The 14014-nt window shown below is 67.4% G+C and carries 13 protein-coding genes; 7 read left to right on the top strand and 6 right to left on the bottom strand.

Going from position 1 to position 14014, the window contains the following annotated elements:
• Positions 1-45 precede the first annotated feature (45 nt).
• Complete coding sequence (locus M2337_RS05425) at positions 46-696, bottom strand: Tim44/TimA family putative adaptor protein (protein ID WP_264571980.1); 651 nt, start codon at positions 694-696, stop codon at positions 46-48.
• A 355-nt stretch (positions 697-1051) separates the two neighbouring features.
• Here M2337_RS05425 and secB point away from each other — a divergent pair, with 355 nt between their 5' ends.
• From secB to M2337_RS05405, 4 genes are all read left to right on the top strand, one after another.
• Positions 1052-1543 (top strand): protein-export chaperone SecB, encoded by a 492-nt coding sequence (secB, locus tag M2337_RS05420; protein WP_181558661.1) that lies wholly within the window; start codon positions 1052-1054, stop codon positions 1541-1543.
• Between the two features lie 159 nt (positions 1544-1702).
• A complete protein-coding gene (murJ, locus tag M2337_RS05415) occupies positions 1703-3283 on the top strand; it encodes a murein biosynthesis integral membrane protein MurJ (RefSeq protein ID WP_264571979.1) in 1581 nt (526 codons plus the stop codon).
• An 88-nt stretch (positions 3284-3371) separates the two neighbouring features.
• Positions 3372-4376, top strand: coding sequence for a tryptophan--tRNA ligase (gene trpS / locus M2337_RS05410; protein WP_264571978.1), 1005 nt, complete (start codon positions 3372-3374; stop codon positions 4374-4376).
• A gap of 139 nt (positions 4377-4515) precedes the next feature.
• The gene (locus tag M2337_RS05405; protein ID WP_181558658.1) at positions 4516-5160 is read left to right on the top strand and encodes a DUF4136 domain-containing protein; all 645 of its coding nucleotides are present in this window, start codon (positions 4516-4518) and stop codon (positions 5158-5160) included.
• Between the two features lie 67 nt (positions 5161-5227).
• Here the strand turns inward: M2337_RS05405 and M2337_RS05400 are convergent, their stop codons facing one another.
• The 3 genes from M2337_RS05400 to tsaD form a co-directional block, all read right to left on the bottom strand.
• Positions 5228-6754, bottom strand: coding sequence for a lipopolysaccharide biosynthesis protein (locus M2337_RS05400; RefSeq protein WP_264571977.1), 1527 nt, complete (start codon positions 6752-6754; stop codon positions 5228-5230).
• 85 nt (positions 6755-6839) lie between these two features.
• Entirely contained in the window at positions 6840-7826 is a 987-nt protein-coding gene (locus M2337_RS05395) for an NAD(P)H-dependent glycerol-3-phosphate dehydrogenase (protein ID WP_264571976.1), read from the bottom strand.
• The gene (tsaD, locus tag M2337_RS05390; RefSeq protein WP_264571975.1) at positions 7823-8860 is read right to left on the bottom strand and encodes a tRNA (adenosine(37)-N6)-threonylcarbamoyltransferase complex transferase subunit TsaD; all 1038 of its coding nucleotides are present in this window, start codon (positions 8858-8860) and stop codon (positions 7823-7825) included. The genes M2337_RS05395 and tsaD overlap by 4 nt, the downstream gene beginning before the upstream one ends.
• A 52-nt stretch (positions 8861-8912) precedes the next feature.
• Here tsaD and hemC point away from each other — a divergent pair, with 52 nt between their 5' ends.
• The 3 genes from hemC to M2337_RS05375 are packed head-to-tail and all read left to right on the top strand — an operon-like array spanning position 8913 to position 11481.
• Entirely contained in the window at positions 8913-9851 is a 939-nt protein-coding gene (gene hemC / locus M2337_RS05385) for a hydroxymethylbilane synthase (protein ID WP_264572360.1), read from the top strand.
• Entirely contained in the window at positions 9848-10531 is a 684-nt protein-coding gene (locus M2337_RS05380) for a uroporphyrinogen-III synthase (RefSeq protein WP_264571974.1), read from the top strand. Before hemC ends, M2337_RS05380 begins: the two co-directional genes overlap by 4 nt.
• Before the next feature lie 17 nt (positions 10532-10548).
• Positions 10549-11481 carry a hypothetical protein gene (locus M2337_RS05375; protein WP_264571973.1) on the top strand — a complete coding sequence of 311 codons (933 nt, stop codon included), beginning with the start codon at positions 10549-10551 and terminating at the stop codon, positions 11479-11481.
• Positions 11482-11496: 15 nt separating this feature from the next.
• Here the strand turns inward: M2337_RS05375 and M2337_RS05370 are convergent, their stop codons facing one another.
• The gene (locus M2337_RS05370; protein ID WP_264571972.1) at positions 11497-11892 is read right to left on the bottom strand and encodes an acyl-CoA thioesterase; all 396 of its coding nucleotides are present in this window, start codon (positions 11890-11892) and stop codon (positions 11497-11499) included.
• Positions 11885-13996 carry a S9 family peptidase gene (locus tag M2337_RS05365; protein WP_264571971.1) on the bottom strand — a complete coding sequence of 704 codons (2112 nt, stop codon included), beginning with the start codon at positions 13994-13996 and terminating at the stop codon, positions 11885-11887. Before M2337_RS05365 ends, M2337_RS05370 begins: the two co-directional genes overlap by 8 nt.
• Positions 13997-14014: the final 18 nt, after the last annotated feature.

Here is a 14014-nt window from a genome sequence, read left to right as displayed (position 1 = left end):
ACGGGTCTGAAAGCGAGCCGGCACGGCGATCCGCCTGCGCGCCGCTCAGCCTTCGTCCGTCTCCACCAGTTCCCAATTGGGATCGCGGCTGGAGAGATTGCGGCTGAACGTCCAGGTTTCCGCCGTGGAGATGGCATCGTCCAGCGATCCGGCCACGACATGGCCTTCCCGGTCGCGCGTGACAGCGGACAGATCGGCTTCGAAGTGGATCGCGATGAACGCGGTGCCGCTTTCGACGCGCGCAGCGTCGATCCGCGCGTCCTCGATGCGGACGAGCTTGTTGTCCATGGTCAGCCCATCGGCCTCGCGCTGGTCGATGGCGGCGCTGAACGCGTCATACACATCGTCCGCGCAATAGGTGCGCAGCGTCTCGCGGTCGCCCTTCCAATAGGCTTCGAGGATCATGCCATAGGCCGCCTTGGCGCCACCCAGAAACTGCGCGACATCGAAGTTGCGGTCGGTCGCGATGATTGCGCGCAGGCCGGGCTGGGCCGGCACTGCCACCGCATTGTCGGCCGCGCGCTGCGCGGGCGTGCGATTATCGACCTGCCCGGAGGACGGCATGGGCGCGGCCGGACGATCGTCGGCCGGCGTGGGAAGCTGCCGCTGCTCATGACCCGTGCGCTTGCCGAGCACAGAGTAAAGCCGCAACGCCAGCAGTGCGAAGATCATGGCCAGCACGACGATGACGGTCACGAGGTCAACACCCTTCCTTCAAAACATAACCCGCAAGACATAGGCACGTTCGCGCAAAACTTCAAACGGACAACGCGCCAGATCGCCGGAACGATACCGACATTCGGTAAAAAAGCCCCCAACGCAGCCGCCCGGCCTCCTCACCCCGATTTTCGCCGGCCACGCGAGCGTTCCGCGCACCCGGGAAGCGCCACCCCCATTGCCCCGGCCTTGCGTGCCTGCTAAGCGGCGCGCCCATGGACAAGGAGCGCGGTTTCGCCCGGCACGCTCGGTGTCCGGCGACTTTCCAGCTTCTAGGTCGCGGCGGTCCTGCGCCGGCGGCATGGCAGCGACCATCGAGGAACAGGATTCACGCATGACCGACACGACCGACACCGTCGCCAATGGCGCCGACACCCAGCCCCAGATCGGCCTGATCGCGCAATATGTGAAGGATCTCTCGTTCGAGAACCCGAACGCGCCGGCCGTCTACCAGTGGCAGGAGCAGCCGCAGATCGACATCAACTTCAACATCAGCAACAATCAGATTGCCGACGATGTGTACGAAGTCGCGCTGAAGGTAAGCGCCAAGGCCGTGGCTGAGCAGGGCACCGCCTTCGCGGTCGAACTGGTTTTCGCCGGCCTCTTCGGCATCCGCAACGTGCCCGAGGACCAGATGCGCCCGTTCCTCTATGCCGAGGCGCCCCGCCTGCTCTTCCCCTTCGCCCGCCGCGTGCTGGCCGATGCCGTGCAGGATGGCGGCTTCCCGCCGCTCATGCTCGATCCCATCGATTTCGGCGCCCTGTACGTCCAGCAGCAGGCCCAGATCGAGGCCGCCGCGCAGGGCGAGCCCGCCGGCCACGCCTGATCATCATCCAGTCCGGCATAGAGGAAGGGTCATGCCCATGCGCCTTGCCTTTCCTCGCCTGACTACAGCCCTTCGCCGCCCGGCCGCTCCCCAGCGCTGCCGGGCGGTACCGTTTCGCCCGGCCCGAATATTGTCGACGTCGCCACTGTCGGAACAGCCATGAGCCTGCTGCGCTCCACCGGCACCATCGGCGCCCTCACCCTCGTCAGCCGCGTCCTCGGCATGGTGCGGGACATGCTGATGGCGCGCTATGTCGGCGCCGGCTTCGCGTCGGACGCCTTCCTGATCGCCTGGCGCCTGCCCAACCTGTTCCGCGCGCTGTTCGCCGAGGGCGCCTTCTCCGCCGCCTTCGTGCCGATGTTCAACCGCATCATGGGCAAGGAGGGCGCCGATGATCCGGAGGTTGGACGCGCGGCAGCGATTCGCTTTGCCGGTCAGGTGCTCTCGGTCCTCTTTCCTATTCTCGTCGCACTCACCATCGTCATGATGCTCGCCGCCGGGCCGGTGGTGTGGGCGATGACCGGCGGCTTCCCGGATGGTGGTCCTGAGAAGTTCGCGCTCGCGCGCCACCTCACCATCATCACCTTCCCCTATCTCGGGCTGATCTCGCTCACCTCGCTGCTCGGCGGCATCCTCAACAGCTTCAATCGCTTCTGGGTCAATGCCGCGGCGCCGTCCCTGCTCAACCTGTGTATGATCGGGGCGCTGCTGTTCTTCCGCGGCGACACGGAGATCGAGACGGCTGTCACCCAGGCGATTGCCGTCACGGTTTCCGGCGCGATGCAATTGCTCTGGCTGATCTGGTCCTGCCGCCGGATCGGCGTGGCCCTGAAGCTGTCGGTCCCGCGCCTCTCGCCACAGGTGAAGGCGATGCTGCTGCTGATCGCGCCCGCCGCCATCGGCCAGGGCGCCATACAGATCAACCTGCTCATTTCCACCTCGCTTGCAGCGCGCTTCCTGCCGCAAGGCTCGGTGAGCTGGATCTATTATGCCGACCGGCTGAACCAGCTTCCGCTGGGCCTGATCGGCATCGGCGTCGGCACCGCGATGCTGCCGCTCATCTCGCGCCAGATCGGCGCCGGCGACACCCGCGCGGCCAATGAGACGCAGAACCGCGCGCTGGAACTGGCGCTGTTCCTCGCCTTGCCTGCCGCGATCGCCCTGTTCGTTTCGGCCGTGCCGATCATCCGCGGCGTCTTTCAGCATGGCGCTTTCACGGCCGACGATACGATCGGCGCCGCTGCCGTGCTTGCAGCCTTCGCACCGGGCGTCCCCGCCTATGTGCTCATCAAGGTGTTGACCCCCGGCTTCTACGCCCGTGCCGACACGAAAACGCCCGTGCGCATCGCGTTCATTGCCATGCTGGTCAATCTGGTCGGCAACCTCACGCTGATCTGGCGGTTCGGTGCCGCCGGCATTGCCGCTTCCACGGCCCTCTCGGCCTGGGTGAACGTCGCGCTGCTCTACTGGACGCTCAGCCGCAAGGAGCACCTCACCCTCGACGCGCGCTTCCGCGCCAAGGCGCTGCGCATCGTCGCGGCCGGCTTGCTGATGGGCGCCGCACTCTGGGCGGGCAACCAGCTTCTCGACGCGCATATGGCCGCCGGCTTCTGGCGCCGCCTCATCGCGCTCGGCCTGCTCTGCGGCGGCGGCGGGCTGGTCTATGCCATCGCCGCCATCGGCTTTGGCGCCTATCGCATTGCCGAACTGAAGGCGCAGTTGCGGCGCAGACCGCGCTGAGGCGCCCCCTCCCGATTGTTCGCCCGGCTTGACGCCACGCCTCACGGACGACAGAGCGGGGCTCTTCTTATAAAGCAGGACTTTCCTCATGCGCGTGCTCTCCGGCATCCAGCCGACCGGTAATCTCCATCTGGGCAATTATCTGGGCGCGATCCGCAACTGGGTGCGGATGCAGGATGAGATGGATGCGGAGTCGCACTGCTTCTTCTTTCTGGCCGACATGCACTCGATCACCGTCCACGAGACGCGCGAGCAGCGGCTGGCCAATGTGCGGGACATGGCGGCTGCGCTCGTCGCGTGCGGCATCGACCCGGATCGCTCGGTGCTGTTCAATCAGGCGCGGGTGCCGGCTCATGCCGAGTTGTGCTGGTTGCTGAACGGCACGGCGCGGATTGGCTGGCTGAACCGCATGACCCAGTTCAAGGACAAGGCCGGCAAGAATCGCGAGGGCGCCAGCGTCGGCCTGTTCGTCTACCCGGTTCTGCAGGCCGCCGACGTGCTGCTGTATCAGGCCACCCACGTGCCCGTAGGCGAGGACCAGAAGCAGCATCTGGAGCTGACCCGCGACATTGCGGTCAAGTTCAACGCCGATTTCGGCGTGGAGCTGTTCACCCTGCCCGATCCGATCATCCCCAAGGAGACGGCGCGGATCATGAGCCTGCGCGATGGCGCGGCCAAGATGTCCAAATCCGACCCCAGCGACATGAGCCGGATCAACCTGACGGACGACAGCGACACCATCGTGCAGAAGGTGCGCAAGGCCAAGACGGACGCCGAGCCGCTGCCCGCCGAGGCGGCTGGTCTGGCCGGGCGGGCCGAGGCGCTCAATCTGGTCGGCATCTACGCCACCCTTTCGGGCGCCACGCCTGATGCGGTGTGCGCACAGTTCGCCGGGCAGGGCTTTGGCGCCTTCAAGCCGGCGCTGGCCGATCTTCTGGTGGCGCACCTCGCGCCGATCCGGGAGCGGTTCATTGCGTTGCAGGAAGACCATGCCGCGCTCGATGCCATATTGGAAAAGGGTGCGGCGGCGGCCGCAAAGGCAGCCGAGCCCACCCTGCGCGGCGCCTATGAGGCGATGGGACTGATGCGCTGAGCGGAAGGCCGCTGCGCCGTTTCGACACACGACACGCCGATTGCAGGAACCGCATTCAACGCCAGTTCATTTGACCTAAGGTATCAAGGCGTACACTACGTCCTAGAGGGTGTATTCGCCCGAGAAACGGAACCGTCTTATGAACAGCAAGCGTCTCCTCGTCACTGCAGCGGCCTCGCTCCTTGCGCTTGGCCTCGCAGGCTGCGCCTCGCCCTTCAAGGCGGATGTGGCCCGCTTCCAGCAGCTTCCGCCCGCGCAGGGCCAGAGCTTCACGATCATGCCCGGCGAACAGGATCTCGCCGGCAGCCTTGAATTCCAGCATTATGCGGATCTGGTCGCGCAGCGTCTGGTCGATCAGGGCTATACCCGCGCGGCGGACCCGGCGAGCGCGCAGCTTGTCGTTGAGCTGGATTATGGGGTGGATCGCGGTACGCAGCGCGTGCGCTCGACCGGCTTTGCCCGCTCGCCCTTCTACGATCCCTTCTATTATCCCGGCTACTATCGTGGCTGGCGCGGCCGCTATGTGATGGGCTGGAACGATCCCTTCATGTGGGGACCGGGCTATACGGATATCGAGAGCTACATGGTCTACCAGAGCGATCTGCACATGCGGATCAACCGGGTCGGCGGCGAGCCACTGTTCGAGGGCACCGCCCGCGCCCAGTCGCTCAGCAACAAGCTGACCTATCTGGTGCCGAACCTCATCGACGCGCTGTTCACGGGCTTCCCGGGGCAGAATGGCGAAGAGGTCCGCGTGACCGTGGCGCCCGAACCGAAGAAATAGGCTTTCGGCAGATTATCGAACAGGCCGGTGCCCTCCCAATGGGCGCCGGCCTTTTTCTTGGGGCTCGTCAGGCGGGCGTGTCGTCCCCGCTGGCACCGAGCTTCTGCTTGCGGAACAGTGTGCGGTCGGCCTCGCCGAATGCGACCTTCCACATCAGCACGCAATAGACAGCCAGCGTGAGCGGCAGGCCAACCACCAGCTCGATCCATTCGAGCCGGCGCGGGAGCAGCGTGAAGCCAAAGCCGACAAGCCCGGCTACGACACCGCAGAGCACAAGGCTCGACCGCCAGATCGGCAGGCGCATCCCCAGCAGACCGCTGAGCAACCGGGATTTAGCGATGGCGCCGCAGCCAAGGGCAATCGCCAGCGCCACCGCCGGCATCGCGGCGACATAGCCGTCCGCCAACTCATAACGGCGCGCCACGATGAGCAGGCCCACCGTCAGCATCGCCTGCAGGCCCACGGTGGCCAGCGAGAGGTAGAGGTTGCGCAGGCGGGCGAGGTACACCAGCGCCGCCTCGCTCACCACCGCCGGGCTCGCCAGCACTTCCGCCGCCAGCAGACCGCCAAGCGCAGCGGCACCGATGACGAAGGTCGGCCCGACCAGCCCCATCACCGCCTCGCCCGGCATCGCCAGCGCCACGGCGACCCCAAGCTGCGCCGCGACGATCCAGAAGCCGACCTGGCTCACCTGGCGCCCAATCGCCTCATGATTGCCGAGCGCGATGTTGCGGGTGATGACCGGGCCGAGAATGGGCTCGAAGCTGGTCTTGAGCTTCTGCGGCAGGGAGGCGACCTGCTGCGCGACATAATAGATGCCGACAATCGCGGGAGACGCGAACAGGCCCAGAATGGCAAGGTCGAGGCGCCGCGTGCCCCATTCGATGGCGTCTGCACCGGCCAGCGGCAGATTGCGCATGGCCAGATGCCAGATCCGCCCCGGATGCGGTCGCCAGCCGCGCGGCAGGCCATAATGGCGCATCAGCGGCCAGAACGCCGCCAGCATCGCGGCCGCCATTGAGGCGACATAGGCCAGGATCAGCCCGTCGCGCGGCGAGTAGAAATAGAGCGCCAGCGCCGCGATGCTGATCGTCCACGGCTCGACAATCGCGCGCGCGCGCACCGTCGCGGCGATGTTGTATTGATAGGCGCAGGCTGCCAGCGCCACCTCGGTCGTCGCAATGGCGATGACGATCAAGGGCAGCAGCCGGTCCAGCCCGTTGAGCCCGCTATTGGGGAACATCGCCTCAGGAAAGACGATGAGCAGGCCCGCCGCCACAGCGCTGACGAGGATGCAGAGCCACATGGCATCGGCAACGACATGGGCCTGCGGGCGGCTGTCCTTCGCCAATTGCTCGGCCAGACCGCGCTTGAGCCCCATGGTGGCGAGTTGGGCCGCAAATTCGATGACCAGCACGGCATAAGCGAAGCGCCCGAGCGTCGCCGCGCCATAGAGCCGCCCGGCAATGAACAGGAAGGGAATGCGCGCCGCCAGCCGCAGCACGAAGCCCAGCACATTGGCCCTGCCGCCCCGCGCCAGCGCCGAGATGTCATCGCGTTCGGCCTGCTCGGCCTCCCCACGCGCTATGGTCATGCAAGGCGCTCCCCGGCGCGGGCCGTTGCGCCGCGCCAGCCAGCCATAGGCGTTGCGATCGATGTGCGCAAAGTCTCTTGGTCCCTCATTCGGCGCGTAACGGCCGGGCCAGCAGCGCGGCGATCACATCGTCAACGCGCGACGCGCCGGAAAGAAGCGCACAGACGGCTTCGGTCACGGGCATGTCGATGCCCTGTGCGCGCGCCGCTTCGTGCAGCACCGGTGCCGTCGAGGCGCCTTCGGCCACCGTATGGCGATGGGCCAGCAGTGCATCGGGGGATTGCCCCTGCCCCAGCCCATAGCCCAGCGCATAATTGCGGGACCGGGTCGAGGAACAGGTCAGCACCAGATCGCCCAAGCCCGACAGGCCGGCCATCGTCTCCGGCCGCCCGCCCCGCGCGAGGCCGAAGCGGGTCATTTCGGCAAAACCGCGCGCAATCAGGGCCGCACGGGCATTCTGCCCCAGTCCCGCACCCTCGACCACGCCGCAGGCAATGGCGAGGACATTCTTGACCGCGCCGCCGATCTCGGCGCCCACCACATCGTCGGAGACATAGGGCCGGAAGGTCGGTCGCGCGATCACATCGGCCAGCAGCCGCGCCAGCGCTTCTTCCTCAGCAGCGAGCGTGACAGCCGTCGGCAGGCCGGCGGCCACTTCATGCGCGAAGGTTGGGCCGGAGAGCACCGCCACCGGTGAGCCGGGCATCGCCTCCCGCGCCACTTCGTGCATCAGCAGGTGCGAACCTGCCTCGATGCCTTTCGAGCAGAGGATCAGCGACTGGCCCTGCGGCGCGAACTGGGAGAGGACGGCGCGCATCGACTGGGAGGGCGTCACCACCAGCAGCGCCCCGGCGCTGGCGAGATCGCCCGGCGCCTGCGTCGCCCGAATGCGGGACGAGAGAGGCTGGCCGGGCAGATAGGTCTCATTCTGGCGGCGCGTGTTGATCGCCTCCACCACCGCGCCATTGCGCGCCCAGAGCAGCACGTCGCTGCCCCCTTCCGCCAGCACCTGCGCCAGCGCCGTGCCCCAGGCGCCACCACCAAGCACGCCGATTGGCCCTGCCGCGTTCATGCCTTCACCCCCGCGCCGCGCACCGTCTCGGCGCTCGGGTCCAGCGGCCAGCGCGGGCGCGCCGCCACGGCGAGATCGTCCACAAGGCCGAGCGCGAACCGCTCCGCCCCCGCCCAGCCGATCATCGCGGCATTGTCCGTGCACAGCCAGAGCGGCGGGGCGACGAATCGCAATTCGTGCTGAGCGGCTAGCCCCTCCAGCGCGCCGCGCACGCCCGCATTGGCGGCCACACCGCCAGCGACGACCAGCGCCGACGGCCGGCCCGTCATGGCATTCAGAGCGCGCTTAGTGCGGTCGACCAGACAATCGATGACCGCCTGCTGGAAGCTCGCCGCGATGTCGGCATCCGCCCACTGCCCGCTCTCGACTGCGCGCATCACCGCGCTCTTGAGGCCGGCGAAGGAGAAATGCGGCTCGCCGCTGCCCACCAGCGGGCGCGGCAGCGGCACGGCGCGCGGATCGCCCTGCGCCGCCAGCGCCTCCACCTTCGGACCGCCGGGAATGCCGAGGCCAAGCAGCTTGGCCGTCTTGTCGAAGGCCTCGCCCGCGGCATCGTCGATGGTCGTGGCAAGCCGGCGATAATCGCCAACGCCGCGCACTTCGAGCAACTGGCAATGCCCGCCCGAGACCAGCAGCAGCAGATAGGGGAATTCCAGCGATGGATCGGCCAGACGCGGCGAGAGCGCGTGGCCCTCCAGATGATTGACGGCGATCAGCGGCTTGCCGGCCGCATGGGCCAGCGCCTTGCCGGTGACAAGGCCGACCATCACCCCGCCGATCAGCCCCGGCCCTGCCGTTGCGGCAATGGCATCGACATCGGCGAGGCTGAGCTTGGCATCGGCCAACGCCGCTTCCACCAGCGGAATCAGGGCCTCGACATGCGCGCGCGCCGCGATTTCCGGCACCACACCGCCATAGGGACCGTGCGCGGCTTCCTGCCCCGCGAGACGGTGGGCAAGGATTGTGCGATCGCTGGCGACCAGCGCTGCCGCGGTTTCATCGCAGCTTGATTCAAGGCCAAGGATGATGGGCATGGCACTTTCCTCTAGAGACGTGCGCGCGCAGGGTCTATCGGCATTCGCCATCATGCCCGAGCAGTTTCCTTCGCCCGCTGCCCCGTTGCGCCTCGGCACACGCGGCTCCCCCCTTGCCTTGGCCCAGGCCGACATGACGCTGGCCGCGCTTGCGCTCGCCCACGGCTTGCCCCGTGAGGCGCTGGAGATCGTTGTCGTCACCACCAGTGGCGACCGCATTCAGGACCGCGCGCTGGCCGAACTGGGGGGCAAGGCACTGTGGACCAAGGAACTCGACCGCGCGCTGCTGGCGGGCGAGATCGACTGCGCCGTGCATTCGATGAAGGATGTGGAAACGATCCGCCCGGAGAGCATCCACATCGCCGCCATGCTGCCCCGCGCGGCAGTGGAGGACCGGCTGATCGGCGCGCCGAGCATCGATGCCTTGCCGCAGGGCGCCCTCATCGGCACCGCCTCGCCCCGCCGCGCCGCCCAGTTGCGCGCGCTCCGGCCAGACCTGCGCACGACGCTGCTGCGCGGCAATGTCGCGCGGCGCCTCGCCAGCGTGGAGGCCGGCGAGATCGATGCGACGCTGCTCGCGGCGGCCGGTCTCAACCGGCTCGGCATGGAAGATGTCGGTGCCACCGTCCCCGCCGAGGTGATGCTGCCCGCCGTCGCGCAGGGCGCGGTCGGCATCGAGTGCCGCGCCGATGATGAGCGGATGCGCCGCCTGCTCGCCGCGATCAGCGATGCGCCGACGCAAACCTGCGTGCTGGCCGAACGCGCGCTGCTGCTCGCGCTGGGCGGCAGTTGCCACTCGCCCATCGGCGCTCTCGCCCGGCTGGCCGGCGCCGGCGTGCATCTGCGCGGGCAGATTCTGCTGGAGGATGGCAGCGAGCAAGTCTCCGGTGAGATCGTGCTGCCCACAGGCGATACCGCCGGCGCCGCCGCGCTGGCTGCGCAATTGCTCGAGGGCGCCTCCCCTGCCCTGCGGAGCCTGTTCACGCCGTGAACCGCCCCTATCTCATCCTGCGCCCACAACCGGGCAATGACGCGTCCGCTGCCAAAGCCGCCGCGCTCGGTCTTGAAGTAGTGCAGTTGCCGCTGTTCGAGGTGGTGCCGGTTCACGAGGAACCGATGCCGCAAGGCCCATTCGATGCCCTGCTTGTCACCAGCGCCAATGGCGCGCGCTTTGGCAGTGAAGCTCTGGCCCGATTCCCGGACCTGCCGGTGTATGTGGTGGGCGATGCCAGCGCGGACGCCGTGCGCGAGGCCGGTCACACCGATGTCATCATCGGCGGCGGCAATGCGGCCTCCACTGTCCCCATGATTGTCGCGGGCGGTCACAAGCGCATCCTGCACATCTGCGGGGAAGAGACGCGCCCCTTCGATCCGTTCGATCTGCGCATCACGCGCCATCTCTGCTACCGCACCGAAGCGCGGGACATGCGGCGCTACACCAAGATGCTGGTGACCATGCCGCCCTCCGTCATCGCCGTGCATTCGCCCGCTGCCGGGCGCCGCCTCAACGCGCTGATGCCGCCTGCCTGCCGCAACCATTTCCTCCTCGCGATCAGCCAGGCCGCGGCAGACGCCACCGGATCGGGCTGGCGCCGGGTGAGCGTCGCGCAGGAGCCGAACGATAGCGCCTTGCTGCGCCTCGCAACCTCGCTATGTATAGGCGCCTCTTGAGGGATCGGGCAGAACAGATGGACGGCAACGCACCGGAAAACGGTGTCGGTGAGATGACGGACCGAGCGCAACCGCCGCGCCGGAGCCGATTGCGGCTGATCGTCGCCAGCTCGCTGATCGCCTTCCTGCTCGGCCTCGGTGCGATGGCCTGGATCATGACCAACTGGGATCGGCTGTCCTTCGGCCCCGGCAGCGATCCGGCGGCACTCACAGACGATATGAACGCCGCCCAGAACGGCGCCGAAAGCGGGGCGAACGGGCAGGCGCCGGACGCTGCGCGGTCGCGCGGTCTCTCCGACGTCACCGAACGCCCCGAAGATCGCGTGCTGACGCTGGAGCAGCGCCTCAACCGCATCTCGCTTGCCGCCATTGCGGCCTCTGGCCATGCCAACCGGGCCGAGGCGATGATGATCGCCTTTGCCGCCCGGCGCGCGCTCGATGCGGGCCAGCCGCTCGGCTATATCGAGGGCCAGCTCCGGCTACTGTTCGGCGATGCGCAGCCCAAGGCCGTCGCCACCATCGTCAACGCCGCAGCGCAGCCGGTGACGCTCACCACGCTGCGCCAGGGGCTGGAGCAGGTCCGCAGCACCGCGCAGCGCGGTGACCCGAATCAGGGCTGGTGGTCGGCAGCGATGCGGGAGTTGCGGGGTCTGGCCGTGATCCGCCACGTCGGCGATCCCTCCCCCGAGCTGGACGAGCGCATCACGCGTGCGCGCATGTTCACCGAATCCGGGCAGATGGAAGCCGCCATCGATGAAATCGCAGCGCTTCCGGCCCAACCGGAGGCCGAGCTGTGGCTGGAGCAAGCCCGCCGCTACAAGGAAGCCCGGCGCGCGCTCGATGTCATCGAAGCCGCCGCCATTCTGGAGCCGCGCGCCGCACCCATCGTGGCGCCCGCCCCCCTGCCCACCGAGACCGAGACCGAGACCGGGGCCAGCCCGCAGCCCTGACCGCACCGTGGTTCGTTAAGCCAGAAAGATCTTCGCGAGATCGGCGGGCACCCGCGCGAGCCGGCCCGTCTCCTTGTCGATCATCGCCCAGGTCGTCCGTGCATTCACCTTGGGCGCGCGATCGACACCGGTGAAGGCGATCAGCCGATCGAACCGGGCGCCGCGCGGCGGCTCCTCGATCCAGGTCCGCGCGAGCACCGTCTCGCCTTGCGTCACATTGCCGCGATAATCGATCTCGTGCCGCGTCACGACCCACACATAGCGCGCCTGCGCCTCGGGCGGGGCCAGCGATTCCCAATGGGCAGTGGCAAGCTGTTCCATCCACCGCACCCAGACCGCGTTGTTCACATGGCCCATGATGTCGATGTCATCGGGGCCGGCCGTGAAGTGCTGCTCGAATGCCTTACCCATGGCCGCCCCCATGATCGCCGGCGCCCTGCCCGGCTTCTTCCATGCCAAGCTGCCACAGGATGAAGGCGAATTCCTCCGCCGTTTCCCGGAGCGATTCCCAGCGACCGGACTTGCCGCCATGGCCGGCTTCCATATTGGTCTTGAGCAGCAGCACATTGTCGTCGGTCTTGAGCTCGCGCAGCTTTGCGACCCATTTCGCCGGCTCCCAATAGGTCACGCGCGGATCATTGAGGCCGGCCGTCACCAGCATCGGCGGATAGGCCTGCGCCTTCACATTGTCGTAGGGCGAATAGCTGGCGATCATGTCGTAGGCGGCGGCATCCTCGATGGGGTTGCCCCATTCCGGCCACTCGCCCGGCGTCAGGGGCAGCGTCTCATCGAGCATTGTGTTGAGCACATCGACGAACGGCACATGCGCGACCACGGCGCCCCACACATCGGGATCGGAATTGACGATGGCGCCCATGAGTTCGCCGCCAGCCGAGCCGCCCGACGTCGCGATCTTGCCGGCCGAGGTGTAGCCAAGGGCGATCAGCCCCTTCGCCACATCGACGAAATCGTTGAACGTGTTGGTGCGCTTCTCCAGCTTGCCGTCCTTGTACCATTGCTGGCCAAGGTCATCGCCACCCCGGATATGCGCGATGGCGAAGGCGAAACCGCGGTCGACGAGGCTGAGCCGCGTGGTGCCGAAGCCCGGCTCGATGGCGATGCCATAGGCGCCATAGCCATAGAGGTAGAGCGGCCGCGAGCCATCGAGCGGATGGTCGCGCCGGTGCAGCACGGAGACGGGGATCGGCGTGCCGTCCCGTGCGGTGATCGTGAGGCGCTGCGTGGCATACAGCGCCGGATCGAAGCCGGACGGAATCTCCCGCACCTTGAGGGTTTCGCGATGTCCGTCGGCCAGCCGATAGTCGAAGATCGTCTCTGGCGTGACCATCGACTCATAGCTCAGCCGCAACGTATCGACATCATATTCGGGATTGTCATCCAGCCCGGCGACATAGCTCGCCTCGGGGAAATCGAGGCGCTTGGGCGTGTTGGTGGCGTAATCGCGGATCTCGACCTGATCGAGGCCATTCTCGCGTCCTTCGGTCACGTAGAAGCGCTTGAACAGGCTGAAATCGGTCAGGTAAAACGCGTCGGAGGCCGGCAGCACCTCTTCCCACTGGTCCGGCGTCTCGATGCGCGCGCGGGCCAAGCGGAAATTGGGGTGGGTGTCGTTGGCGCGGATGTAGAGCCAGCCCTCATGCTCATCCACGTCATATTCGCGCTCGGCCACGCGGGCGGAGACCAGGATCGGCGCGGCGGTCGGGTCGCGGGCCGGCACCAGCCGCACCTCGCTCGTCACATGATCGCCGGTCGCGATGACGATCCAGTTTTCCGCGCAGGTGAGGCCAACCGAGACGCGGAACCCTTCGTCCGCCTCATGGTACAGCATGACATCCTGCGCCACATCGCTGCCCAGCCGGTGCAGCATCACGCGATCCGTGCGCCACTGGGCGTTGGCGGGGGCATAGACCAGCGCGCGATCGTCGCGGGTCCAGACCAGCGCCGAGAGCACGTCCGGAATGACGTCGGGCAGCATCTCGCCGGTTTCCAGATTGCGGATGCGCACCGTGTAGCGCTCCGACCCGTTGTCATCGATCGCATAGGCGAGCAGCCGGTCATCATTGGAAATCGCGACGCTGCCGAGCCGGAAATAATCCTTCCCCTCCGCCAGCGCCGGCTCATCGACGATCAGTTCGTCCGCGGATCCGTCCTCCGCCGCGCCGACCTTGCGGCGCCAGTGGCGGCGATATTGCTCGCCCGCCTCGAAGGTGCTCCAATAGACATAAACCCCGTCCTTCTGCGGAACGGAGCCGTCCTCCTCCTTGATGCGGCCCTTCATCTCCGCGAACAGCGCATCGACCTGGCTCTTGCGCGCCGCCATATGCGCCTGGAAATAATCGTTCTCGGCCGTCAGATAGTCGAGCACGTCGCGATCCGTCACCTCGGGATAACCGGGATCGCGCAGCCAGGCCCAGGGGTCGTCCAGCGTGCGGTTGTGGTGGACGGAGCGGTGGGGGCGTTGCGCCGCGCGGGGCGGCTGGAGCGTATCGGTCATCCCCGCCAGATAGGCGCT

The sequence above is a fragment of the Sphingobium sp. B2D3A genome, from assembly GCF_025961795.1.
Classification (GTDB): domain Bacteria; phylum Pseudomonadota; class Alphaproteobacteria; order Sphingomonadales; family Sphingomonadaceae; genus Sphingobium.
The sequence above is the reverse complement of the archived record's forward strand: the minus strand, read 5'-3'. Positions and strand labels throughout refer to the sequence as shown.